This is a genomic window from Pseudomonas sp. Tun-23181, assembly GCF_057415455.1.
Genome location: NZ_CM171630.1, coordinates 483,122 through 504,256 on the forward strand (window position 1 = coordinate 483,122; position 21,135 = coordinate 504,256).

Here is a 21,135-nt window from a genome sequence, read left to right on the forward strand (position 1 = left end):
GGTCAGTCTTCCCGCAGGTACTGGTACAAGGTTTCGCGGCTGATGCCGAAGTCACGGGCCACCAAGGTTTTTTGGTCGCCTGCCGCAACTCGCCGTTTCAACTCGGCAATTTGTTCGCTGTTCAGCGATTTCTTTCGTCCCCGGTAGGCACCGCGCTGCTTGGCCAGCACGATTCCCTCGCGCTGACGTTCGCGGATCAGGGCGCGCTCGAACTCAGCGAAGGCTCCCATGACCGACAGCATCAGATTGGCCATCGGTGAGTCCTCGCCGGTGAACTTCAGCCCTTCTTTGACGAACTCCATGCGCACGCCCCGTTGTGTCAGCCCTTGGACGATGCGGCGCAGGTCATCAAGGTTGCGTGCCAGCCTGTCCATGCTATGCACCACCACGGTGTCGCCCTCGCGGACGAAGGCCAGCAGCCTTTCCAGCTCGGGACGCTGGGTGTCCTTGCCAGAAGCCTTGTCGGTGAACACCCGCGCCACCTGAACACCCTCCAATTGCCGTTCCGGGTTCTGGTCGAAGCTGCTGACGCGGACATAGCCGATGCGTTGACCTTGCAAGATGCCTCCAAAGGCAAAAGTGTCAGGATGAAATCTATTACCTTTGACGGAATATGTCAATCAATAGGAAATTTAACTCTATTCTGACATCGTTTGCACATGGTGTCGTTTTCAGAAGACGGCTGCACTGAACGTCAGAAGCCGACTGCACTATAGCAGCGGAGGGGTTGGATCCATCAGGCAACGACGGGCTGCTGCCGGCCATCAGCGGACGCAGGGAGGACTTTCCGCAACCGGCCGTTCGATGCGGCACCGATGGCCTTCGCGCAGGGGTAGTGAATCCGCCAGGATTGACTTGCGCTGCCCTACCTCTCACTAGTGAGGGGCGGCAGCGCATCAAGCGGTGAGCGCACTCCGGCACCGCCAACTTTCAGCACATGCGTGTAAATCATCGTCGTAGAGACGTCGGAATGGCCGAGCAGATCCTGCACGGTTCGAATGTCGTAACCGCTGCGGAGCAAGGCCGTCGCGAACGAGTGGCGGAGGGTGTGCGGTGTGGCGGGCTTCGTGATGCCTGCTTGTTCTACGGCACGTTTGAAGGCGCGCTGAAAGGTCTGGTCATACATGTGATGGCGACGCACGACACCGCTCCGTGGATCGGTCGAATGCGTGTGCTGCGCAAAAACCCAGAACCACGGCCAGGAATGCCCGGCGCGCGGATACTTCCGCTCAAGGGCGTCGGGAAGCGCAACGCCGCTGCGGCCCTCGGCCTGGTCCTTCAGCCACCATGCCCGTGCACGCGACAGCTGCTCGCGCAGGCTGGGTGCCAAGCTCTCGGGTAACATCAAGGCCCGATCCTTGGAGCCCTTGCCCTCCCGCACGATGATCGTGCCGTGATCGAAATCCAGATCCTTGACCCGCAGTTGCAAACCCTCACTGATCCGCATGCCCGTTCCATACAGAAGCTGGGCGAACAAACGATGCTCGCCTTCCAGAAAACCGAGGATGCGAACCACTTCATCCGGGGTCAGCACCACCGGCAAGCGCCGCGACGGCCGAGGTCTTCCGATCTCCTGAAGCCAGGGCAGATCCGTGCACAGCACCTTGCCGTAGAAGAACAGCAAGGCCGCCAATGCCTGACGATGCGTGGAGACCGAAACCTTGCGCTCGTTCGCCAGCCAGGACAGAAATGCCTCGACTTCGCTGCTGCCCAAGGTTGCCGGGTGACGCACACCGTGGAAACGGATGAAGGCACGAACCCAGTGGACATAAGCCTGTTCGGTTGGTAAGCTGTAAAGTTAGATGCACTAAGCACATAATTGCTCACAGCCAAACTATCAGGTCAAGTCTGCTTTTATTATTTTTAAGCGTGCATAATAAGCCCTACACAAATTGGGAGTTAGACATCATGAGCAACGCAAAAACAAAGTTAGGCATCACAAAGTACAGCATCGTGACCAACAGCAACGATTCCGTCACACTGCGCCTCATGACTGAGCATGACCTTGCGATGCTCTATGAGTGGCTAAATCGATCTCATATCGTCGAGTGGTGGGGCGGAGAAGAAGCACGCCCGACACTTGCTGACGTACAGGAACAGTACTTGCCAAGCGTTTTAGCGCAAGAGTCCGTCACTCCATACATTGCAATGCTGAATGGAGAGCCGATTGGGTATGCCCAGTCGTACGTTGCTCTTGGAAGCGGGGACGGAAGGTGGGAAGAAGAAACCGATCCAGGAGTACGCGGAATAGACCAGTTACTGGCGAATGCATCACAACTGGGCAAAGGCTTGAGAACCAAGCTGGTTCGAGCTCTGGTTGAGTTGCTGTTCAATGATCCCGAGGTCACCAAGATCCAAACGGACCCGTCGCCGAGCAACTTGCGAGCGATCCGATGCTACGAGAAAGCGGGGTTTGAGAGGCAAGGTACCGTAACCACCCCATATGGTCCAGCCGTGTACATGGTTCAAACACGCCAGGCATTCGAGCGAACACGCAGTGATGCCTAACCCTTCCATCGAGGGGGACGTCCAAGGGCTGGCGCCCTTGGCCGCCCCTCATGTCAAACGTTGGGCGAACCCGGAGCCTCATTAATTGTTAGCCGTTAAAATTAAGCCCTTTACCAAACCAATACTTATTATGAAAAACACAATACATATCAACTTCGCTATTTTTTTAATAATTGCAAATATTATCTACAGCAGCGCCAGTGCATCAACAGATATCTCTACTGTTGCATCTCCATTATTTGAAGGAACTGAAGGTTGTTTTTTACTTTACGATGCATCCACAAACGCTGAAATTGCTCAATTCAATAAAGCAAAGTGTGCAACGCAAATGGCACCAGATTCAACTTTCAAGATCGCATTATCACTTATGGCATTTGATGCGGAAATAATAGATCAGAAAACCATATTCAAATGGGATAAAACCCCCAAAGGAATGGAGATCTGGAACAGCAATCATACACCAAAGACGTGGATGCAATTTTCTGTTGTTTGGGTTTCGCAAGAAATAACCCAAAAAATTGGATTAAATAAAATCAAGAATTATCTCAAAGATTTTGATTATGGAAATCAAGACTTCTCTGGAGATAAAGAAAGAAACAACGGATTAACAGAAGCATGGCTCGAAAGTAGCTTAAAAATTTCACCAGAAGAACAAATTCAATTCCTGCGTAAAATTATTAATCACAATCTCCCAGTTAAAAACTCAGCCATAGAAAACACCATAGAGAACATGTATCTACAAGATCTGGATAATAGTACAAAACTGTATGGGAAAACTGGTGCAGGATTCACAGCAAATAGAACCTTACAAAACGGATGGTTTGAAGGGTTTATTATAAGCAAATCAGGACATAAATATGTTTTTGTGTCCGCACTTACAGGAAACTTGGGGTCGAATTTAACATCAAGCATAAAAGCCAAGAAAAATGCGATCACCATTCTAAACACACTAAATTTATAAAAAATCTAATGGCAAAATCGCCCAACCCTTCAATCAAGTCGGGACGGCCAAAAGCAAGCTTTTGGCTCCCCTCGCTGGCGCTCGGCGCCCCTTATTTCAAACGTTAGACGGCAAAGTCACAGACCGCGGGATCTCTTATGACCAACTACTTTGATAGCCCCTTCAAAGGCAAGCTGCTTTCTGAGCAAGTGAAGAACCCCAATATCAAAGTTGGGCGGTACAGCTATTACTCTGGCTACTATCATGGGCACTCATTCGATGACTGCGCACGGTATCTGTTTCCGGACCGTGATGACGTTGATAAGTTGATCATCGGTAGTTTCTGCTCTATCGGGAGTGGGGCTTCCTTTATCATGGCTGGCAATCAGGGGCATCGGTACGACTGGGCATCATCTTTCCCGTTCTTTTATATGCAGGAAGAACCTGCATTCTCAAGCGCACTCGATGCCTTCCAAAAAGCAGGTAATACTGTCATTGGCAATGACGTTTGGATCGGCTCTGAGGCAATGGTCATGCCCGGAATCAAGATCGGGCACGGTGCGGTGATAGGCAGCCGCTCGTTGGTGACAAAAGATGTGGAGCCTTACGCTATCGTTGGCGGCAATCCCGCTAAGAAGATTAAGAAACGCTTCACCGATGAGGAAATTTCATTGCTTCTGGAGATGGAGTGGTGGAATTGGTCACTGGAGAAGATCAAAGCGGCAATGCCCATGCTGTGCTCGTCTAATATTGTTGGCCTGCACAAGTATTGGCTCGAGTTTGCCGTCTAACAATTCAATCAAGCCGATGCCGCTTCGCGGCACGGCTTATTTCAGGCGTTATGCAGCCAAATCCCAACAATTAAGGGTCTTAAAATGGTAAAAGATTGGATTCCCATCTCTCATGATAATTACAAGCAGGTGCAAGGACCGTTCTATCATGGAACCAAAGCCAATTTGGCGATTGGTGACTTGCTAACCACAGGGTTCATCTCTCATTTCGAGGACGGTCGTATTCTTAAGCACATCTACTTTTCAGCCTTGATGGAGCCAGCAGTTTGGGGAGCTGAACTTGCTATGTCACTGTCTGGCCTCGAGGGTCGCGGCTACATATACATAGTTGAGCCAACAGGACCGTTCGAAGACGATCCGAATCTTACGAACAAAAGATTTCCCGGTAATCCAACACAGTCCTATAGAACCTGCGAACCCTTGAGAATTGTTGGCGTTGTTGAAGACTGGGAGGGGCATCCTGTTGAATTAATAAGGGGAATGTTGGATTCGTTGGAGGACTTAAAGCGCCGTGGTTTACACGTCATTGAAGACTAGTCCTTTGCATAACAAAGCCATCAAACCGGACGCCAGAGATTCCGCGCCTGTTGCGCATGGCTTCGCCATTTTATGCGCAATAGGCGCGCCACCCTGTCGCCGTTTATGGCGGCGTTAGATGCACTAAGCACATAATTGCTCACAGCCAAACTATCAGGTCAAGTCTGCTTTTATTATTTTTAAGCGTGCATAATAAGCCCTACACAAATTGGGAGATATATCATGAAAGGCTGGCTTTTTCTTGTTATCGCAATAGTTGGCGAAGTAATCGCAACATCCGCATTAAAATCTAGCGAGGGCTTTACTAAGCTTGCCCCTTCCGCCGTTGTCATAATCGGTTATGGCATCGCATTTTATTTTCTTTCTCTGGTTCTGAAATCCATCCCTGTCGGTGTTGCTTATGCAGTCTGGTCGGGACTCGGCGTCGTCATAATTACAGCCATTGCCTGGTTGCTTCATGGGCAAAAGCTTGATGCGTGGGGCTTTGTAGGTATGGGGCTCATAATTGCTGCCTTTTTGCTCGCCCGATCCCCATCGTGGAAGTCGCTGCGGAGGCCGACGCCATGGTGACGGTGTTCGGCATTCTGAATCTCACCGAGGACTCCTTCTTCGATGAGAGCCGGCGGCTAGACCCCGCCGGCGCTGTCACCGCGGCGATCGAAATGCTGCGAGTCGGATCAGACGTCGTGGATGTCGGACCGGCCGCCAGCCATCCGGACGCGAGGCCTGTATCGCCGGCCGATGAGATCAGACGTATTGCGCCGCTCTTAGACGCCCTGTCCGATCAGATGCACCGTGTTTCAATCGACAGCTTCCAACCGGAAACCCAGCGCTATGCGCTCAAGCGCGGCGTGGGCTACCTGAACGATATCCAAGGATTTCCTGACCCTGCGCTCTATCCCGATATTGCTGAGGCGGACTGCAGGCTGGTGGTTATGCACTCAGCGCAGCGGGATGGCATCGCCACCCGCACCGGTCACCTTCGACCCGAAGACGCGCTCGACGAGATTGTGCGGTTCTTCGAGGCGCGGGTTTCCGCCTTGCGACGGAGCGGGGTCGCTGCCGACCGGCTCATCCTCGATCCGGGGATGGGATTTTTCTTGAGCCCCGCACCGGAAACATCGCTGCACGTGCTGTCGAACCTTCAAAAGCTGAAGTCGGCGTTGGGGCTTCCGCTATTGGTCTCGGTGTCGCGGAAATCCTTCTTGGGCGCCACCGTTGGCCTTCCTGTAAAGGATCTGGGTCCAGCGAGCCTTGCGGCGGAACTTCACGCGATCGGCAATGGCGCTGACTACGTCCGCACCCACGCGCCTGGAGATCTGCGAAGCGCAATCACCTTCTCGGAAACCCTCGCGAAATTTCGCAGTCGCGACGCCAGAGACCGAGGGTTAGATCATGCCTAGCATTCACCTTCCGGCCGCCCGCTAAATATCTCCTTTTGGGTTGTTAATAAAACATCCAATAAGTTGACTGTGCGTGAAAAAGAAAGTTTTGTGTGATGGCGTTGAAGATCGCACCGTTAAGCTCTTATGTGGGATGGTGCAGAGCTCGACGACTACCGATAAAACGCAACCGCCGCAAACAGACAAGAAAAAGCCCCAACTGATAACAGTTGGGGCTTCAGTATTGTGATTGGTGGAGCAATAGCACCCTGAACCCAAAACCTTCTCGCTCAACCGGTAGTGGCTGATAACAACTCGTGAGGGCTATTGCGGGTTAAGCATTTAGCGATGTCTAGGGCCAGACTGGACGTCTGAACGCAAGCCGCTGATACTGTACATAACCACAGTATCAGCGGAGGATACCCATGTCGCTGGCAAGGAACGCCACGGCGAGTCAATCGCCCACTCAAACAAACGGTTACGAACGCCACCAACCCGACCAGACGCTGCTCTACCAGCTGGTTGAGCAGCACTACCCAGCCTTCAAAGCCTCACTCGAAGCCCAAGGTCAACACCTGCCTCGCTACATCCAACAAGAATTCAACGACCTCCTCCAATGTGGCCGTCTGGAGTATGGTTTCATGCGGGTTCGCTGCGAGGATTGTCATCACGAGCGTCTGGTCGCCTTCAGCTGTAAACGACGCGGCTTTTGCCCTAGCTGCGGTGCCCGCCGGATGGCCGAGAGTGCGGCGCTGCTGATAGACGAAGTCTTCCCCAAGGAGCCCATTCGCCAGTGGGTGCTCAGCTTTCCTTTCCAGCTACGCTTTTTGCTGGCTCGCCATCCCCAGCTGATGGGCCAGGTCTTGAGTATCGTCTATCGTACACTCTCAACTCATCTGATCAAAAAAGCCGGTTACACCAAAGCCTCTGCACAAACTGGCTCAGTGACTCTTATCCAACGCTTTGGCTCCGCGCTAAATCTCAATGTCCACTACCACATGCTGTTTCTCGATGGTGTCTATGCCGAAGATGACTATGGCAAGCAACGCTTCCATCGTGTCAAGGCACCCACTTACGATGAGCTGAATACGCTCGCTCACACCCTCAGCCATCGCATCGCTCGCTGCATGGAAAAGCGTGGGATTTTGGAGCGTGATGCCGAGAATACGTGGTTGACACTGGAAGAGGGCGAAGACGATACGCTGACTCAATTACATGGTGCTTCGGTTACGTATCGCATTGCCGTCGGCCCCCAGCAAGGGCGCAAAGTCTTCACCCTGCAAACCTTGCCAGGGCGTGAGGATAAAGCCGACTCAAGCAGTCGAGTAGCCAACCATGCTGGTTTCTCGCTACACGCCGGTGTGATGGCCGAAGCGCATCAGCGGGATAAGCTTGAGCGCTTGTGTCGCTACATTAGTCGGCCAGCGGTTTCAGAAAAACGTCTGGCATTAACCGCCAATGGGCAGGTGCGTTACGAGCTCAAAACTCCGTACCGCAATGGCACCACCCATGTGATCTTCGAGCCGCTGGACTTCATCGCCAAACTCGCTGCGTTGGTACCTAAGCCGCGAGTCAACCTCACACGCTTCCACGGCGTCTTTGCACCGAACAGCAAACACCGAGTTCAAGTAACACCCGCCAAGCGGGGCAAGAAGCCCGACAAATCGGAAGGTCTCGATACTAACTGGCGTGACAAGAGTCCTGCAGAGCGCCACCGCGCCATGACCTGGATGCAACGCCTCAAGCGAGTCTTCAATATTGATATTGAAGTCTGCGAACACTGCGGCGGTCACGTCAAAGTGATTGCCAGCATCGAAGATCCGAAGGTCATTGAGCAGATTCTCAAGCATCTGAAACAGAAAACAGCCAAGGCGAATGCCGCCAAGCAGCGTGAGCTGCCACCAGAACGAGCGCCGCCACTGACTCCCAGCCTGTTCGATCCATCACAGAGTCGTCTCTTTGACTGACGACCCCAAATCCAACACTGCTCAACACTGCCAACTTTTAAACGGGGCGGTGGGGCAGTTTGTATCTCTCGAGCTATCAGGCTAGAGATTTTACCGCCAAATCGAACCTTATTAGAGCGGTTTAGGCTGGACCGGCAGTTAAAATTGGGGCTTGAGCGGTAAACGAGTGAGGGAATTTCAGGTAAGATACTTCGGATGAGGAGCAAAAAGGTGGTTTATACTTCCTATACCCAGACTGACATCAGTTTGCCGCAGCACACAGTGAAATCCGGTTCAGCCGGAAGCTGTCAGTGCCCGATACTCTCATCCTCCATAAAACAGCCCATAAAGCAAATTATTGCATAAGGAATAATCTTAAATTACGGCCCCGGCGTATCCGCAGGGGCCTGTTCAGGAAAAAAATTATTCCAGTGCACTCAAAATAGCCTGTGCAGCTTTGACTCTTTCGGTATTCGGGTAGTTTTTATTCGCCAGAATCACAATCGCCACCTGTTTTTCCGGAATAAAGGCGACATAGGCGCCGAAACCAGTTGTTGCGCCCGTTTTATGCACCCAGGAAGCACGGTTATACGGCTGAACCTGGTTGTCTGTTACCGGATGCGGCTGCAATGCGACCTCGTTGGTCACACCGTTAATGATCATATCTTTCTGCTGCGGCCAGTCATACATTTCCCAGCCCAGCCCCTGGTTAATCGCGGCGGTTTTATAGTAGCGGGTCTGGGCGAGATACATTGCCATTTCCAGATCCGCATTACCGGCCCGTGACGGCTCCATATTCATTTCCGCCCAGCGCAGCATATCTTTTGAGGCGGATTTCACGCCGTAAGATTCCGCATCAAGCTGTCCCGGCGACACGCGGACCGGTTTTTTGTTTTTATAACCGTACGCATACTGGCTTTGCGCACTTTCCGGCACAGTAATAAAGGTGTGAGATAACCCCAGCGGTGCCAGGATCCGTGCAGTCAGCAACTGCTCATACGGCATCCCCGCCGCGTTTGCGGTCAGAGCACCAAACAGGCCGATACTGCTGTTTGCATACAGACGCATATCGCCCGGTTTCCGGGACGGCTGCCACTGCTGATAGAAATTCAGCAGATCCGCACGGCTTTTTACCGCATCCGGCACCTGTAACGGCAGTCCGCCTGCGGTATAGGTAGCCAGATCCAGCAATGTGATCCCCTTCCACTGCGGCAGAGCCAGCTCCGGCTGGTATTTTGCCGCCGGATCATTCAGCGCCATCTCTTTTTTCGCCACAGAAACCGCACCCAGCACACCTGTGAAAGTTTTACTTACAGATCCGAGCTCAAATAGTGTATTTTCAGTGACCGGCTGTTTTGCCTGAATATCGGCAAAACCATAATTGAAATAATAGGGCTTACCCTTTACGGAGACGGCAACCGCCATCCCGGGAATATCCTGCTGTGCCATCAGCGGTTTAATGGTGCTGTCCACCACCGCCGCGACATTATCAGCGGCAGAAAACCCCGGGGCGGAAAACGCCAGCAGAGCGGAAATCAGTGTTGCAGATAACGATTTTTTCATCAGAATTAACCTTCCGTGTGTGAGTAACGGCGGCAAGTATCGTCAGATTCACCGGACAGAACAAACGGTTATTTATAACAAGAGCCTAAAGAAAAACTTACAGGTGGATTATGGTCAGACGTTATCTCCCCCTTAACCCGCTGCGCGCCTTTGAGGCCGCCGCCCGTCATCTCAGTTTTACCCGCGCGGCGATTGAGCTGAATGTCACCCATGCCGCCGTCAGCCAGCAGGTCAGGGCGCTGGAAGAACAACTCGGCTGTGTGCTGTTTACCCGCGTCTCGCGCGGGCTGGTGCTGACCCATGAAGGTGAGGGATTACTGCCGGTGCTCAATGAGGCGTTTGACCGGATTGCGGATACTCTGGAGTGTTTTTCTCACGGGCAGTTCCGTGAGCGGGTGAAAGTCGGTGCGGTGGGAACATTTGCCGCAGGCTGGCTGCTGCCGCGTCTGGCCGGATTCTATGACAGCCATCCGCATATTGATCTGCATATCTCCACCCATAACAATCATGTGGACCCGGCGGCGGAAGGGCATGATTATACGATCCGTTTCGGTAACGGCGCGTGGCATGAGTCAGATGCGGAACTGATTTTCAGTGCACCACACGCTCCGCTGTGCTCACCGGCCATTGCAGAACAGTTACAGCAGCCGGATGATGTTCACCGCTTTACCCTGCTGCGCTCATTCCGCCGGGATGAATGGAGCCGCTGGCTGGATTGTGCGGGCGGCACACCGCCTTCCCCGTCACAGCCGGTAATGGTGTTCGATACCTCACTGGCCATGGCCGAGGCGGCACAACTGGGTGCCGGGGTAGCGATCGCACCGGTATGTATGTTCAGCCGCCTGTTACAGTCAGGCGCACTGGTACAGCCGTTTGCCGCAGAAATCACCCTCGGCGGCTACTGGCTGACGCGGTTACAGTCCCGTACGGAAACCCCGGCCATGCAGCAATTCGCCCGCTGGCTGCTGAATACGGCGGCGGCGTAAAACTCACTCACCTTCCAGGCTTTTTACCCGCAAATCATCACCTTCACTGATGCGCAGCCGTTCACTGCCGCAGTGCGGACAGCATCCGGCGTGCTGCATGATTTCGGCCTCACGGCTGCAATCCCAGCACCATGCCTGTGCCGGGATAACATCAATATGCAGTGTGCAGCCCTGCGCCACGGTATCACGGCAGGCGATATCAAAACAGAAATGCAGTGCACTCTCCTCAACATCCGCCAGTGCGCCGACTTCCAGCCAGACATCCGTTACCCGCGCAATGCCGTGCTGTTCAGCCTGTTCGCGGATAATGTCCGCCGCACCGAGGGCTTTACTAAGCTTGCCCCTTCCGCCGTTGTCATAATCGGTTATGGCATCGCATTTTATTTTCTTTCTCTGGTTCTGAAATCCATCCCTGTCGGTGTTGCTTATGCAGTCTGGTCGGGACTCGGCGTCGTCATAATTACAGCCATTGCCTGGTTGCTTCATGGGCAAAAGCTTGATGCGTGGGGCTTTGTAGGTATGGGGCTCATAATTGCTGCCTTTTTGCTCGCCCGATCCCCATCGTGGAAGTCGCTGCGGAGGCCGACGCCATGGTGACGGTGTTCGGCATTCTGAATCTCACCGAGGACTCCTTCTTCGATGAGAGCCGGCGGCTAGACCCCGCCGGCGCTGTCACCGCGGCGATCGAAATGCTGCGAGTCGGATCAGACGTCGTGGATGTCGGACCGGCCGCCAGCCATCCGGACGCGAGGCCTGTATCGCCGGCCGATGAGATCAGACGTATTGCGCCGCTCTTAGACGCCCTGTCCGATCAGATGCACCGTGTTTCAATCGACAGCTTCCAACCGGAAACCCAGCGCTATGCGCTCAAGCGCGGCGTGGGCTACCTGAACGATATCCAAGGATTTCCTGACCCTGCGCTCTATCCCGATATTGCTGAGGCGGACTGCAGGCTGGTGGTTATGCACTCAGCGCAGCGGGATGGCATCGCCACCCGCACCGGTCACCTTCGACCCGAAGACGCGCTCGACGAGATTGTGCGGTTCTTCGAGGCGCGGGTTTCCGCCTTGCGACGGAGCGGGGTCGCTGCCGACCGGCTCATCCTCGATCCGGGGATGGGATTTTTCTTGAGCCCCGCACCGGAAACATCGCTGCACGTGCTGTCGAACCTTCAAAAGCTGAAGTCGGCGTTGGGGCTTCCGCTATTGGTCTCGGTGTCGCGGAAATCCTTCTTGGGCGCCACCGTTGGCCTTCCTGTAAAGGATCTGGGTCCAGCGAGCCTTGCGGCGGAACTTCACGCGATCGGCAATGGCGCTGACTACGTCCGCACCCACGCGCCTGGAGATCTGCGAAGCGCAATCACCTTCTCGGAAACCCTCGCGAAATTTCGCAGTCGCGACGCCAGAGACCGAGGGTTAGATCATGCCTAGCATTCACCTTCCGGCCGCCCGCTAGCGGACCCTGGTCAGGTTCCGCGAAGGTGGGCGCAGACATGCTGGGCTCGTCAGGATCAAACTGCACTATGAGGCGGCGGTTCATACCGCGCCAGGGGAGCGAATGGACAGCGAGGAGCCTCCGAACGTTCGGGTCGCCTGCTCGGGTGATATCGACGAGGTTGTGCGGCTGATGCACGACGCTGCGGCGTGGATGTCCGCCAAGGGAACGCCCGCCTGGGACGTCGCGCGGATCGACCGGACATTCGCGGAGACCTTCGTCCTGAGATCCGAGCTCCTAGTCGCGAGTTGCAGCGACGGCATCGTCGGCTGTTGCACCTTGTCGGCCGAGGATCCCGAGTTCTGGCCCGACGCCCTCAAGGGGGAGGCCGCATATCTGCACAAGCTCGCGGTGCGACGGACACATGCGGGCCGGGGTGTCAGCTCCGCGCTGATCGAGGCTTGCCGCCATGCCGCGCGAACGCAGGGGTGCGCCAAGCTGCGGCTCGACTGCCACCCGAACCTGCGTGGCCTATACGAGCGGCTCGGATTCACCCACGTCGACACTTTCAATCCCGGCTGGGATCCAACCTTCATCGCAGAACGCCTAGAACTCGAAATCTAACGTCCGTTCGGGCATCGAGGTCCATGTCGGGGTGGGACGGGCCCGTGGCTTCAAGATCACTTGCAGTCCGACCGCGATGTCTTGGTTGCGCGAGAGGTTGTCGATATCTGTTGATTTGCACCCAAATTTGACCCGGGATTTGCATTGAATTTTGACCCACCCCTTGTTGTCAGAATTATGTCTCGATTTTCAGTTTGCGGGTCTGTTTTTCCTCCTGCTTATTCTGAGTTGAACTGTGTTTGAAGCGGTAACTTTCATTGCCGGTTTCCAGGATGTGGCAGTGGTGGGTTAGTCGGTCCAACAACGCTGTTGTCATCTTTTCATCGCCAAACACTCGGCTCCATTCCGAGAAGCTCAAGTTGGTGGTCAGTATCACGCTGGTTTTTTCGTACAGCTTTGAGAGCAGGTGAAACGGCACTGTTGCAAATAGTCGGTGGTGATAAACTTATCATCCCCTTTTGCTGATGGAGCTGCACATGAACCCATTCAAAGGCCGGCATTTTCAGCGTGACATCATTCTGTGGGCCGTACGCTGGTACTGCAAATACGGCATCAGTTACCGTGAGCTGCAGGAGATGCTGGCTGAACGCGGAGTGAATGTCGATCACTCCACGATTTACCGCTGGGTTCAGCGTTATGCGCCTGAAATGGAAAAACGGCTGCGCTGGTACTGGCGTAACCCTTCCGATCTTTGCCCGTGGCACATGGATGAAACCTACGTGAAGGTCAATGGCCGCTGGGCGTATCTGTACCGGGCCGTCGACAGCCGGGGCCGCACTGTCGATTTTTATCTCTCCTCCCGTCGTAACAGCAAAGCTGCATACCGGTTTCTGGGTAAAATCCTCAACAACGTGAAGAAGTGGCAGATCCCGCGATTCATCAACACGGATAAAGCGCCCGCCTATGGTCGCGCGCTTGCTCTGCTCAAACGCGAAGGCCGGTGCCCGTCTGACGTTGAACACCGACAGATTAAGTACCGGAACAACGTGATTGAATGCGATCATGGCAAACTGAAACGGATAATCGGCGCCACGCTGGGATTTAAATCCATGAAGACGGCTTACGCCACCATCAAAGGTATTGAGGTGATGCGTGCACTACGCAAAGGCCAGGCCTCAGCATTTTATTATGGTGATCCCCTGGGCGAAATGCGCCTGGTAAGCAGAGTTTTTGAAATGTAAGGCCTTTGAATAAGACAAAAGGCTGCCTCATCGCTAACTTTGCAACAGTGCCGAACATGCAAATTCGTGACTACATGACAAAGTTGTTTGACGCATTTGGTGATGTGGAGGAAGTCACCCGAGAAATGCTTCTGGAGCAGGCGGAGCTCATTCATACGATCAGCGATAAGTGTCAGAGCTCAGGCCTGTTTCTGGATAGTCAGGTTCGTTTCAACCAGTTCGTTCAAGAGATTGAGGCTGACGACAAGGTAGAGGATCGGTTGCTTCATGCTTGGTGCTGGGTAATGGACCGAATAGTGAAGGCTCCAACATCCTTTCACATGGATGGGGCTGTGATTTTGACAATGCCTCTGGTCGCCAGATACCTGCCACCGGTTGAACAGGAGCCGGAAACCATCGTGGTGAATCTCGATGAGGACTACAAGGCTCCTGTAGGCAACCAAACGCTCTGCGAGCTCGTTATGGAACGGAGGCATTGGCCGCAAGGTGCAACCTGTGCGACCCAAGAAGCGGACGGGGGAGTCCTCTACTGGGACGCCCCGGTTGATGTGGTAGAGGAAGGCAGAAAGGTCGCCGGTAAGCACGGCATGATGGCCGAGATCGGATTGAAACATCAGGTTGATGCCTGGTATGCAGATATGGACGAAACACGGCTCGCAACCGATTGGAACACCGCCGTCATTACGCCTCACTGCTTGCTGCTTTCCTATCTGGATGTGCTTCAAAAGAACAAAGTTCCCTTTGATGAAGGTGTGCAGCTCGCTGCCGAATGGGTGAAGCAACTTGGCGGGGAATTTCGTGAAGACACTGAGGAAGCGCCGGAAGCTGAGGCTTCAGTGCTTTCCCTGGGGAGAGCCACGGCTCATTGCTTTAAACCCTATCCGGACACAAAAAATTTCTATTACGAGGCCTAAGCCTCACCCAAACAGGAGGATCAACATGCGATACCAGGTATTTAAAACGAAGGAAGGGGGCCAGCCGGTGTTTACGGCACCGTGGTACTGGTTGGCCTCTGCCATTGCTCACTGGTCATCTCTTAACTGGGATGCCTGTCGAATCGTAGACAGCAAGGTGGATGAAACAAGGCTCTGTTGGGCCAAGGCTCTACCGGCTGGGAAAAAAAAGTAATTTGGATGGAGTGATTATGAGGTTAGGTTTTGTGAAAAATACGGGGGTTTCAGCGTTCCTGGTAGCCATGCTGGTGGTGGCCCCTCAGGTATGGGCAGAAACCTTTACTGCGAAGGTTGTGGGGGTGTCTGACGGTGATACGGTCAAGGTCCTGACTGAACAAAGCTGTGACTCCGGGAAAGATTGCCGGAGCGGCAAAATCCAGTACCGGGTAAGGCTGGCGGAAATCGACACCCCAGAGAAGAAACAACCCTACGGCTCAAAGGCGAAACAGGCGTTGTCCGATCTGGTGTTTGGTCGAATGATTAAAGTCGAGCAAATCGACAAAGACCGTTATGGCCGTCTGGTCGCCAACCTTTATGTCGATGGCAAATGGGTCAATGCCGAAATGGTCCGTTCTGGGAGTGCGTGGGTGTACCGGCAGTACGCCAAAACACCGGAGCTGTTCAAGCTGGAGGCCGAAGCCAAAGCCGATAAGCGAGGTCTCTGGGCATTACCGGAATCGGAGAGAACTCCCCCTTGGGAGTGGCGAAGAAAGCACTAACCACACCCCAGAGTATGCAGGTGTAAACAGTAACCAAGAAAACAAACAGGAATAACGATGAACAAAAGTGAACTGATTATGAAAGTGGCCGAAGACGCTGACATTAGCAAAGCAAAGGCCGAAGCTGCGGTAAATGCGCTGATCAACTCAGTGACAGAGGAGCTTAAAGCGGGTGGGACAGTAGCGCTCACTGGGTTTGGTACTTTCCACGTTAAGGAACGCGCAGCGCGAACCGGGCGGAATCCCCAGACTGGAGAGAACATCCAGATCGCGGCGGCCAACATTCCTGGGTTCAAAGCTGGTAAGGGGTTGAAAGACTCCGTGAACTAGATCTTAATCATGTGACACATGAATAAGGTTTACATAAGGCTCCTTCGTGGGAGCCTTATTCATATCAGACATGAATAAGGGGAAGGGATGAGATTGTCGTCAACTCAAAAAGACGTTTTGTTCATTCTATACGCAATTGAGGCCGGTGGAAAAGCCGAGCCTGTACCAGGTGTAAAAATACTGGAGATGATCAATTCAGCTCGCCAGAGCGGTATTCATGGAACGAACTTCCGAACGTCATGCCACACGCTGGTGGAGAACGGCCTGTTGAACAAGTACCGGAATGCTTCTCTAAAGCTGGCCTTTAGGCTGACCGACGATGGCAGGGAACGTGCAGGAGAGATATACCGAAAACGGCTGGAAGAAGAGCAAGAGAAGTAATACGCCCCATAACGGGGCGTATCGAGTTAAACGGCAAAGCCGTAGTGGGTGCCGTCCGGAAGTTCAACATCGAGGCGTAGCTTGCCACCGGAGGCCTCAACGTACCGCTTAATGGACGACAGCTTGAGATCTCGTCCAGGTTTTTCCATCTCGGAGACTGTCGGCTGTCTCACACCCAGAGATGCAGCAATTTCCCCCTGGGTAAGGTTCATGCGATCACGAAGCTCTGCCAAGTGGATGTTCAGTAACATCTCAGTGGCCGCTTTCTGTGCTTTGGCAACAACCTCAGGCTTTTCTGTTGCCAGCATTTGGTCAAGAGTTCTTGCCATAACGTCACTCCTTCTTCAATTTATCCAAGTGCGCCGCAAACTCACGGTCTGCAATTGGGATCATTACTTCATAAAACCTTTTCTCGTCCCCGGTCTTGTTACCGGCGCAGAGAAGAATCCCCTTACGCTTTGGATCGAACGCAAAGAACGCTCTGATAGGATCTCCTTTGCTTTGGACCCGAAGCTCTTTCATGTTGCTGTAGGATGAACCGTTAACAGTATCCGCGTATGGCCTCGACAGCATGGGGCCTCTATCTCGCAGCACCATCATCGAAGCCAGCACGTTTGCTCTATCGGTATCATCCAGAGCATCGAACCACTCATCAAAGGTGTCGGTTGTCTCGATGACCCACATGATTTCTCCTTACTTAATATAGGTGCAATCCTATATAGATTCAAACCTATAATCAAGAAAAATCGGCGGCGATGGGGGCCGAAATGTCAGTAAGTAGTCATGTGACTAAAATAGGGGGTAGAATAAGCCTCGATATAGTCATGTGACTAAAAGGTGTCCTGAATGAACAACCTACCCCTACTGCTCGATGCAAGAGAAGCCATTGACTACTACCACCAGCATCCAGGCATGACTGATGCAGAAAAGGCCTATGTGGTCGCGTTCCTAAGCGGAGAGGGGCGTTCAAACAGTCAGATCAGAGAGGATCTGGGTATTGAGAAGGTCTATACGGTTACACACCTGAAACGCGCCGGTACGCTATCGGAGGAAGAGCTAACACTCTGGCTCAGAAATCCACGCAAGATCACCCTGGGGCATGTGAGGGCCGTGGCTAAGTTACCTTTCAGCAAGAGAGAAAAGCTCCTGAGGGATCTCCTGCATACCAGGACACCGGTTCATAAATTTGAGGCGATAGCGAAGGGCAAAGAAGTGGACAGGGATGCAGACATTAAGCGCCTGGAGACCCTGATGAGCGATGCTACGGGTAGGCCTATCAAAGTTCGCTATAACCCCGCGAAGCGCTCCGGGGAACTGACGCTGGGATTCTTCACGCTCGATGACCTGGATGACGTGTGCAAGGCTTTGGGGTTTGATCCAAGCGAGCAGATGTAAACCAGAAAACTTTCACATGTGAAAGTCTTGCAAGGTGTCTTTTTATTGTTTACAGTATCATAAAATGAATCTGTAAAGGTGCGCGATGAATGTGCTTCCAACGAAAAGCTGGCCTTGGGCGTTATAACTCAACCAGACCTGAGTGGCTGGCGGCGTACCGAAACGCAAGATGTATGAGAAGCTCAGGTAAAGAACCTGATGCTTCTCTTTCCGGGATAGCTTGGAAGGCGCAACTCATTGTTGCCCATGAAAGAGGCAGAATTGACAGCCTGGCTGTCCCTTTGGATGCCAGATTGATAGCAAAGAACCTCATCGACGAGATCCTTGCTGAGGAGAACTGATGGACGAAAAAATTACCTACGAAGAAATGCTTGAACAACTCGACCAGAAAGGCATCCGCGTCACCAACGGGGCGAGACGGCTTTATGTCGCGTTGAACAACGGAGTCAAAGCTGAGGTGCTGGGTAACTGCGGTCCCGCCACAATCAGCTTGGTTGACGGGATGATTGTTGTGGAAGAGCAGACTCTCCACTAAGGGCAGCAGCATGGGCAAAAAAGTACACATCATTTGTGGAAAGTGCGGCAGTGACGAGATGAACTTTGTCATCAATGAACACTGTCCAGACGATCCCCAGAATGTTGCCAGTATGTCCTGCTCAAATTGTTGCGAACTGACAGGCATAGCCGAGTGGTCGGAATTTAATGGACGTGAGCTGAAAGGTGAAGCCGTCGCCCTATCAACACCGGCAAACGTGAATGCTCTTCTAGGATTGCTTCGCCAGGCGATGGACAGCGTTGAGTATCGCCTCTATGGCGGGGACATGTCATTGAGCGGTAATGATGCTGCCGAACTCATAGACCTCCAGGAGCGAGCTGAGAAGGTCTTGTCTGTTCTTCGGAGTGATCAGCATGAGTGATTTATACGAACCGCTTGAGTTTGTGTTCTGCGGCTTTAGGAAAGGGGACGCTGGGCTATTTATCTCGGTAGCCACTTTGCGCGATGGTGTTTTAGGCCGTGAGATGTATTTCTCAAAGGGAAAAAGCAAAAGGCGCTGGGTTGTCGGTGGCATTTACTCAGGGGCCTCGTTTTCGGACAACGGAGCAAAAGGTCTGGATGATGCTCATTACGTTAAAGCATGGGAAGTGCAAGGCGACAAGATAGAGTGGCAAGCAAAAAGCGAGCAAGCCGAAGCCTTGGCGCGAAGCGAGAAACTTGAAGCCGACGATAGGAAGCGCAATGAACTCGAAGAGCTGATGCTACCCATCAGGAAGCAATATGGGGCATTAACAAAGCGACGTGATAGGGCAGGGGCCGCAGCTCTTGAAGAAGCTGTCCTGAGAGCGCTGAGAGCGCCCATCAGGAAGGCTGAGGAGAAATAACCGTGGAGCCAGTCTTAGCTAAAGCATTCGCCGGTTTTAAAGTCGTAGCTGTAAGTGCCCATCAGATTGGCTTTTCGGCTTTTCTTGCCATTGGTGTTTGCTGGCGCTTTAGGGGTCGCAAGTACGCCATAGAACAGGATACCAACAAGTGCCGCTTGCCACGCGAAAACAGCAACCAGAATCCAAAAAGCAGCAGCCAGAACCGGCAGTTTGTGCAGAAGGTTGAGCACCGACTTGGCCCAAATCACTGCCGGGATAGCCAGCACTGCGTAACCCCAGTTGGTGGCCTCAAGCATAGCCAGGCCAAGAATAACAACAGCCATCAGCGCGATATTCAGTACATGTTTCATGGTCATCTCTCCTTTTCAACTTACACTTTTATCCTATCACAGCATTAAAAAATGCAACTGTGAAAGGGCATTTTTCATTCAAAAAGAGGTGACACTTTGAGTGCAATTATCAGCAAGTGCGGCATGTACAGATACCGTCTGGAAAGGGATGTGCAACCCGAAGGCCTTGTGTTCGGTTATTTTGGTGTAAACGGCTCTACGGCCACGGCCACCGAGGACGATCACACGGTCAGAAAGTGGATAGGGTTTACCAAGGTCAACGGAGGGAGGCGATTCATAGTCGGTAATGCTTTTGCTTTTCGGGCGACCGACGTTCGAGAGCTGGCTACGGCGGTTGATCCTGTCGGGCCTGAAAATGAAATCCACTTGGAAAGGATTATTCGGGATGCTGATGTCTTGGTGCCCTGCTGGGGGAGCCGAACTAAGCTGCCTAAGTCTTTGCATGTTCATTTGGACAGGCTTTTAGAGCAGCTCGTTGCATCTGGGAAGCCGGTATTGGCATTTGGCGTGACTGGTTCGGGGGACCCGAAGCACCCACTAATGCTTGGATATTCGACAAAACTTGTGCCCTGGGGAGGAAAATACCTAGATTCTACGTCAGTACTTCAAAAAGCATAATCAAAGCCTTGATAAATATGCATTCCTTCGAAATTCAGCTTTCACCCATTGGGTGAAAGAAAAGTGCTCAAAAATATGTTAAATTATCAGCTTTTATGACTCGATATATGGTAAAATAATAGTAAGAAAAGTAGTAAAAAGGGGTTCTAATTATGATTAATAAAATTGATTTCAAAGCTAAGAATCTAACATCAAATGCAGGTCTTTTTCTGCTCCTTGAGAATGCAAAAAGCAATGGGATTTTTGATTTTATTGAAAATGACCTCGTATTTGATAATGACTCAACAAATAAAATCAAGATGAATCATATAAAGACCATGCTCTGCGGTCACTTCATTGGCATTGATAAGTTAGAACGTCTAAAGCTACTTCAAAATGATCCCCTCGTCAACGAGTTTGATATTTCCGTAAAAGAACCTGAAACAGTGTCACGGTTTCTAGGAAACTTCAACTTCAAGACAACCCAAATGTTTAGAGACATTAATTTTAAAGTCTTTAAAAAACTGCTCACTAAAAGTAAATTGACATCCATTACGATTGATATTGATAGTAGTGTAATTAACGTAGAAGGTCATCAAGAAGGTGCGTCAAAAGGATATAATCCTAAGAAACTGGGAAACCGATGCTACAATATCCAATTTGCATTTTGCGACGAATTAAAAGCATATGTTACCGGATTTGTAAGAAGTGGCAATACTTACACTGCAAACGGTGCTGCGGAAATGATCAAAGAAATTGTTGCTAACATCAAATCAGACGATTTAGAAATTTTATTTCGAATGGATAGTGGCTACTTTGATGAAAAAATTATCGAAACGATAGAATCTCTTGGATGCAAATATTTAATTAAAGCCAAAAGTTATTCTACACTCACCTCACAAGCAACGAATTCATCAATTGTATTCGTTAAAGGAGAAGAAGGTAGAGAAACTACAGAACTGTATACAAAATTAGTTAAATGGGAAAAAGACAGAAGATTTGTCGTATCTCGCGTACTGAAACCAGAAAAAGAAAGAGCACAATTATCACTTTTAGAAGGTTCCGAATACGACTACTTTTTCTTTGTAACAAATACTACCTTGCTTTGGCTTTGTTGAATAAATCAGATTTCGGGTAA

General features: G+C 52.0%; 27 protein-coding genes and 3 pseudogenes. 22 read left to right on the forward strand and 8 right to left on the reverse strand.

The window, feature by feature from the left end:
* Nucleotides 1-2 precede the first annotated feature (2 nt).
* Nucleotides 3-560 (reverse strand): recombinase family protein, encoded by a 558-nt coding sequence (locus tag ACDI39_RS02630; RefSeq protein WP_001162012.1) that lies wholly within the window; start codon nucleotides 558-560, stop codon nucleotides 3-5.
* A gap of 305 nt (nucleotides 561-865) precedes the next feature.
* A pseudogene (gene intI1, locus ACDI39_RS02635) lies at nucleotides 866-1,795 on the reverse strand (class 1 integron integrase IntI1); the annotation flags it as partial.
* Nucleotides 1,796-1,953: 158 nt separating this feature from the next.
* Here intI1 and aac(6')-Ib point away from each other — a divergent pair.
* The 7 genes from aac(6')-Ib to ACDI39_RS02670 all read left to right on the forward strand — a co-directional run bounded on the left by aac(6')-Ib (nucleotide 1,954) and on the right by ACDI39_RS02670 (nucleotide 8,125).
* Entirely contained in the window at nucleotides 1,954-2,508 is a 555-nt protein-coding gene (gene aac(6')-Ib, locus ACDI39_RS02640; RefSeq protein ID WP_486539062.1) for an AAC(6')-Ib family aminoglycoside 6'-N-acetyltransferase, read from the forward strand.
* A gap of 130 nt (nucleotides 2,509-2,638) precedes the next feature.
* On the forward strand, nucleotides 2,639-3,469 hold the full coding sequence (locus ACDI39_RS02645; RefSeq protein ID WP_001334766.1) for an oxacillin-hydrolyzing class D beta-lactamase OXA-1: 831 nt from the start codon (nucleotides 2,639-2,641) through the stop codon (nucleotides 3,467-3,469).
* A 137-nt stretch (nucleotides 3,470-3,606) separates the two neighbouring features.
* Nucleotides 3,607-4,239 (forward strand): type B-3 chloramphenicol O-acetyltransferase CatB3, encoded by a 633-nt coding sequence (locus tag ACDI39_RS02650; RefSeq protein WP_000186237.1) that lies wholly within the window; start codon nucleotides 3,607-3,609, stop codon nucleotides 4,237-4,239.
* Nucleotides 4,240-4,323: 84 nt separating this feature from the next.
* The gene (locus ACDI39_RS02655) at nucleotides 4,324-4,776 is read left to right on the forward strand and encodes an NAD(+)--rifampin ADP-ribosyltransferase Arr-3 (protein ID WP_001749986.1); all 453 of its coding nucleotides are present in this window, start codon (nucleotides 4,324-4,326) and stop codon (nucleotides 4,774-4,776) included.
* A gap of 222 nt (nucleotides 4,777-4,998) precedes the next feature.
* Nucleotides 4,999-5,346 (forward strand): quaternary ammonium compound efflux SMR transporter QacE delta 1, encoded by a 348-nt coding sequence (locus tag ACDI39_RS02660; RefSeq protein WP_000679427.1) that lies wholly within the window; start codon nucleotides 4,999-5,001, stop codon nucleotides 5,344-5,346.
* Entirely contained in the window at nucleotides 5,340-6,179 is an 840-nt protein-coding gene (gene sul1 / locus ACDI39_RS02665; protein WP_000259031.1) for a sulfonamide-resistant dihydropteroate synthase Sul1, read from the forward strand. The genes ACDI39_RS02660 and sul1 (ACDI39_RS02665) overlap by 7 nt, the downstream gene beginning before the upstream one ends.
* 404 nt (nucleotides 6,180-6,583) lie before the next feature.
* Complete coding sequence (locus ACDI39_RS02670) at nucleotides 6,584-8,125, forward strand: IS91-like element ISCR1 family transposase (RefSeq protein WP_000050481.1); 1,542 nt, start codon at nucleotides 6,584-6,586, stop codon at nucleotides 8,123-8,125.
* A gap of 402 nt (nucleotides 8,126-8,527) precedes the next feature.
* Here ACDI39_RS02670 and ACDI39_RS02675 read toward each other — a convergent pair whose 3' ends face one another.
* On the reverse strand, nucleotides 8,528-9,667 hold the full coding sequence (locus ACDI39_RS02675) for an extended-spectrum class C beta-lactamase DHA-1 (RefSeq protein WP_004236386.1): 1,140 nt from the start codon (nucleotides 9,665-9,667) through the stop codon (nucleotides 8,528-8,530).
* 110 nt (nucleotides 9,668-9,777) lie between these two features.
* Here ACDI39_RS02675 and ampR point away from each other — a divergent pair, with 110 nt between their 5' ends.
* Nucleotides 9,778-10,653 carry a LysR family transcriptional regulator AmpR gene (gene ampR / locus ACDI39_RS02680; protein ID WP_004193231.1) on the forward strand — a complete coding sequence of 292 codons (876 nt, stop codon included), beginning with the start codon at nucleotides 9,778-9,780 and terminating at the stop codon, nucleotides 10,651-10,653.
* Between the two features lie 3 nt (nucleotides 10,654-10,656).
* Here ampR and hypA read toward each other — a convergent pair whose 3' ends face one another.
* Nucleotides 10,657-11,022, reverse strand: a complete 366-nt coding sequence (gene hypA, locus ACDI39_RS02685) for a hydrogenase maturation nickel metallochaperone HypA (RefSeq protein ID WP_025999322.1) — start codon at nucleotides 11,020-11,022, stop codon at nucleotides 10,657-10,659.
* On the opposite strand from hypA, the gene ACDI39_RS02690 reads away from it, so the two are divergent.
* From ACDI39_RS02690 to ACDI39_RS02700, 3 genes are all read left to right on the forward strand, one after another.
* Nucleotides 10,915-11,250, forward strand: a complete 336-nt coding sequence (locus ACDI39_RS02690; protein ID WP_052238321.1) for a DMT family transporter — start codon at nucleotides 10,915-10,917, stop codon at nucleotides 11,248-11,250. The two genes, hypA and ACDI39_RS02690, sit on opposite strands and share 108 nt — an antisense overlap.
* Nucleotides 11,244-12,083 carry a sulfonamide-resistant dihydropteroate synthase Sul1 gene (gene sul1, locus ACDI39_RS02695; protein WP_000259031.1) on the forward strand — a complete coding sequence of 280 codons (840 nt, stop codon included), beginning with the start codon at nucleotides 11,244-11,246 and terminating at the stop codon, nucleotides 12,081-12,083. The genes ACDI39_RS02690 and sul1 (ACDI39_RS02695) overlap by 7 nt, the downstream gene beginning before the upstream one ends.
* 127 nt (nucleotides 12,084-12,210) lie before the next feature.
* Nucleotides 12,211-12,711 carry a GNAT family N-acetyltransferase gene (locus ACDI39_RS02700; protein ID WP_000376623.1) on the forward strand — a complete coding sequence of 167 codons (501 nt, stop codon included), beginning with the start codon at nucleotides 12,211-12,213 and terminating at the stop codon, nucleotides 12,709-12,711.
* A 175-nt stretch (nucleotides 12,712-12,886) separates the two neighbouring features.
* On the opposite strand, the pseudogene ACDI39_RS02705 reads toward ACDI39_RS02700, so the two are convergent.
* Nucleotides 12,887-13,123, reverse strand: a pseudogene (locus ACDI39_RS02705) (ATP-binding protein); the annotation flags it as partial.
* Between the two features lie 64 nt (nucleotides 13,124-13,187).
* On the opposite strand from ACDI39_RS02705, the gene ACDI39_RS02710 reads away from it, so the two are divergent.
* The 5 genes from ACDI39_RS02710 (at nucleotide 13,188) to ACDI39_RS02730 (ending at nucleotide 16,275) form a co-directional block, all read left to right on the forward strand.
* Nucleotides 13,188-13,892 (forward strand): IS6-like element IS26 family transposase, encoded by a 705-nt coding sequence (locus tag ACDI39_RS02710; protein WP_001067855.1) that lies wholly within the window; start codon nucleotides 13,188-13,190, stop codon nucleotides 13,890-13,892.
* Between the two features lie 56 nt (nucleotides 13,893-13,948).
* Entirely contained in the window at nucleotides 13,949-14,806 is an 858-nt protein-coding gene (locus tag ACDI39_RS02715; protein ID WP_432806119.1) for a hypothetical protein, read from the forward strand.
* Between the two features lie 161 nt (nucleotides 14,807-14,967).
* Nucleotides 14,968-15,564, forward strand: coding sequence for a thermonuclease family protein (locus tag ACDI39_RS02720; protein WP_000809130.1), 597 nt, complete (start codon nucleotides 14,968-14,970; stop codon nucleotides 15,562-15,564).
* Between the two features lie 57 nt (nucleotides 15,565-15,621).
* Nucleotides 15,622-15,894, forward strand: coding sequence for an HU family DNA-binding protein (locus ACDI39_RS02725; protein WP_001043047.1), 273 nt, complete (start codon nucleotides 15,622-15,624; stop codon nucleotides 15,892-15,894).
* Between the two features lie 87 nt (nucleotides 15,895-15,981).
* Entirely contained in the window at nucleotides 15,982-16,275 is a 294-nt protein-coding gene (locus tag ACDI39_RS02730; RefSeq protein ID WP_001239997.1) for a chromosome segregation protein ParM, read from the forward strand.
* 26 nt (nucleotides 16,276-16,301) lie between these two features.
* On the opposite strand, the gene ACDI39_RS02735 is transcribed toward ACDI39_RS02730, so the two are convergent.
* Both ACDI39_RS02735 and ACDI39_RS02740 read right to left on the reverse strand, forming a co-directional pair.
* Nucleotides 16,302-16,604, reverse strand: a complete 303-nt coding sequence (locus tag ACDI39_RS02735; protein ID WP_000124640.1) for an XRE family transcriptional regulator — start codon at nucleotides 16,602-16,604, stop codon at nucleotides 16,302-16,304.
* 4 nt (nucleotides 16,605-16,608) lie between these two features.
* A complete protein-coding gene (locus ACDI39_RS02740) occupies nucleotides 16,609-16,959 on the reverse strand; it encodes a type II toxin-antitoxin system RelE/ParE family toxin (protein WP_000270043.1) in 351 nt (116 codons plus the stop codon).
* Nucleotides 16,960-17,121: 162 nt separating this feature from the next.
* Between ACDI39_RS02740 and ACDI39_RS02745 the strand changes: the two genes are divergently transcribed.
* The 4 genes from ACDI39_RS02745 (at nucleotide 17,122) to ACDI39_RS02760 (ending at nucleotide 19,050) form a co-directional block, all read left to right on the forward strand.
* The gene (locus tag ACDI39_RS02745) at nucleotides 17,122-17,670 is read left to right on the forward strand and encodes a transcriptional regulator (protein WP_001061574.1); all 549 of its coding nucleotides are present in this window, start codon (nucleotides 17,122-17,124) and stop codon (nucleotides 17,668-17,670) included.
* Between the two features lie 340 nt (nucleotides 17,671-18,010).
* On the forward strand, nucleotides 18,011-18,205 hold the full coding sequence (locus ACDI39_RS02750) for a hypothetical protein (RefSeq protein ID WP_000343597.1): 195 nt from the start codon (nucleotides 18,011-18,013) through the stop codon (nucleotides 18,203-18,205).
* 10 nt (nucleotides 18,206-18,215) lie between these two features.
* Nucleotides 18,216-18,587, forward strand: coding sequence for a hypothetical protein (locus ACDI39_RS02755; RefSeq protein WP_000516916.1), 372 nt, complete (start codon nucleotides 18,216-18,218; stop codon nucleotides 18,585-18,587).
* Complete coding sequence (locus ACDI39_RS02760; protein ID WP_001281821.1) at nucleotides 18,580-19,050, forward strand: hypothetical protein; 471 nt, start codon at nucleotides 18,580-18,582, stop codon at nucleotides 19,048-19,050. Before ACDI39_RS02755 ends, ACDI39_RS02760 begins: the two co-directional genes overlap by 8 nt.
* A 14-nt stretch (nucleotides 19,051-19,064) precedes the next feature.
* Here ACDI39_RS02760 and ACDI39_RS02765 read toward each other — a convergent pair whose 3' ends face one another.
* A complete protein-coding gene (locus ACDI39_RS02765; protein WP_000683476.1) occupies nucleotides 19,065-19,400 on the reverse strand; it encodes a hypothetical protein in 336 nt (111 codons plus the stop codon).
* A 123-nt stretch (nucleotides 19,401-19,523) separates the two neighbouring features.
* On the opposite strand from ACDI39_RS02765, the gene ACDI39_RS02770 reads away from it, so the two are divergent.
* A complete protein-coding gene (locus ACDI39_RS02770; RefSeq protein ID WP_117027706.1) occupies nucleotides 19,524-20,018 on the forward strand; it encodes a DUF1643 domain-containing protein in 495 nt (164 codons plus the stop codon).
* Between the two features lie 152 nt (nucleotides 20,019-20,170).
* Nucleotides 20,171-21,103, forward strand: a pseudogene (locus ACDI39_RS02775) (IS1380-like element ISEcp1 family transposase); the annotation flags it as partial.
* Between the last annotated feature and the right edge of the window lie 32 nt (nucleotides 21,104-21,135).

Excerpts from the sequence above, each read along its gene's own strand:
- ACDI39_RS02645 (WP_001334766.1), top strand. The coding sequence starts at position 2,639 with ATGAAAAACACAATACATATCAACTTCGCTATTTTTTTAATAATTGCA.
- ACDI39_RS02650 (WP_000186237.1), top strand. The coding sequence starts at position 3,607 with ATGACCAACTACTTTGATAGCCCCTTCAAAGGCAAGCTGCTTTCTGAG.
- ACDI39_RS02655 (WP_001749986.1), top strand. The coding sequence starts at position 4,324 with ATGGTAAAAGATTGGATTCCCATCTCTCATGATAATTACAAGCAGGTG.
- ACDI39_RS02660 (WP_000679427.1), top strand. The coding sequence starts at position 4,999 with ATGAAAGGCTGGCTTTTTCTTGTTATCGCAATAGTTGGCGAAGTAATC.
- sul1 (WP_000259031.1), top strand. The coding sequence starts at position 5,340 with ATGGTGACGGTGTTCGGCATTCTGAATCTCACCGAGGACTCCTTCTTC.
- ACDI39_RS02670 (WP_000050481.1), top strand. The coding sequence starts at position 6,584 with ATGTCGCTGGCAAGGAACGCCACGGCGAGTCAATCGCCCACTCAAACA.
- ACDI39_RS02675 (WP_004236386.1), bottom strand. The coding sequence starts at position 9,667 with ATGAAAAAATCGTTATCTGCAACACTGATTTCCGCTCTGCTGGCGTTT.
- ampR (WP_004193231.1), top strand. The coding sequence starts at position 9,778 with ATGGTCAGACGTTATCTCCCCCTTAACCCGCTGCGCGCCTTTGAGGCC.
- sul1 (WP_000259031.1), top strand. The coding sequence starts at position 11,244 with ATGGTGACGGTGTTCGGCATTCTGAATCTCACCGAGGACTCCTTCTTC.
- ACDI39_RS02700 (WP_000376623.1), top strand. The coding sequence starts at position 12,211 with ATGGACAGCGAGGAGCCTCCGAACGTTCGGGTCGCCTGCTCGGGTGAT.
- ACDI39_RS02710 (WP_001067855.1), top strand. The coding sequence starts at position 13,188 with ATGAACCCATTCAAAGGCCGGCATTTTCAGCGTGACATCATTCTGTGG.
- ACDI39_RS02715 (WP_432806119.1), top strand. The coding sequence starts at position 13,949 with ATGCAAATTCGTGACTACATGACAAAGTTGTTTGACGCATTTGGTGAT.
- ACDI39_RS02720 (WP_000809130.1), top strand. The coding sequence starts at position 14,968 with ATGAAACAAGGCTCTGTTGGGCCAAGGCTCTACCGGCTGGGAAAAAAA.
- ACDI39_RS02725 (WP_001043047.1), top strand. The coding sequence starts at position 15,622 with ATGAACAAAAGTGAACTGATTATGAAAGTGGCCGAAGACGCTGACATT.
- ACDI39_RS02730 (WP_001239997.1), top strand. The coding sequence starts at position 15,982 with ATGAGATTGTCGTCAACTCAAAAAGACGTTTTGTTCATTCTATACGCA.
- ACDI39_RS02735 (WP_000124640.1), bottom strand. The coding sequence starts at position 16,604 with ATGGCAAGAACTCTTGACCAAATGCTGGCAACAGAAAAGCCTGAGGTT.
- ACDI39_RS02740 (WP_000270043.1), bottom strand. The coding sequence starts at position 16,959 with ATGTGGGTCATCGAGACAACCGACACCTTTGATGAGTGGTTCGATGCT.
- ACDI39_RS02745 (WP_001061574.1), top strand. The coding sequence starts at position 17,122 with ATGAACAACCTACCCCTACTGCTCGATGCAAGAGAAGCCATTGACTAC.
- ACDI39_RS02750 (WP_000343597.1), top strand. The coding sequence starts at position 18,011 with ATGGACGAAAAAATTACCTACGAAGAAATGCTTGAACAACTCGACCAG.
- ACDI39_RS02755 (WP_000516916.1), top strand. The coding sequence starts at position 18,216 with ATGGGCAAAAAAGTACACATCATTTGTGGAAAGTGCGGCAGTGACGAG.
- ACDI39_RS02760 (WP_001281821.1), top strand. The coding sequence starts at position 18,580 with ATGAGTGATTTATACGAACCGCTTGAGTTTGTGTTCTGCGGCTTTAGG.
- ACDI39_RS02765 (WP_000683476.1), bottom strand. The coding sequence starts at position 19,400 with ATGAAACATGTACTGAATATCGCGCTGATGGCTGTTGTTATTCTTGGC.
- ACDI39_RS02770 (WP_117027706.1), top strand. The coding sequence starts at position 19,524 with ATGTACAGATACCGTCTGGAAAGGGATGTGCAACCCGAAGGCCTTGTG.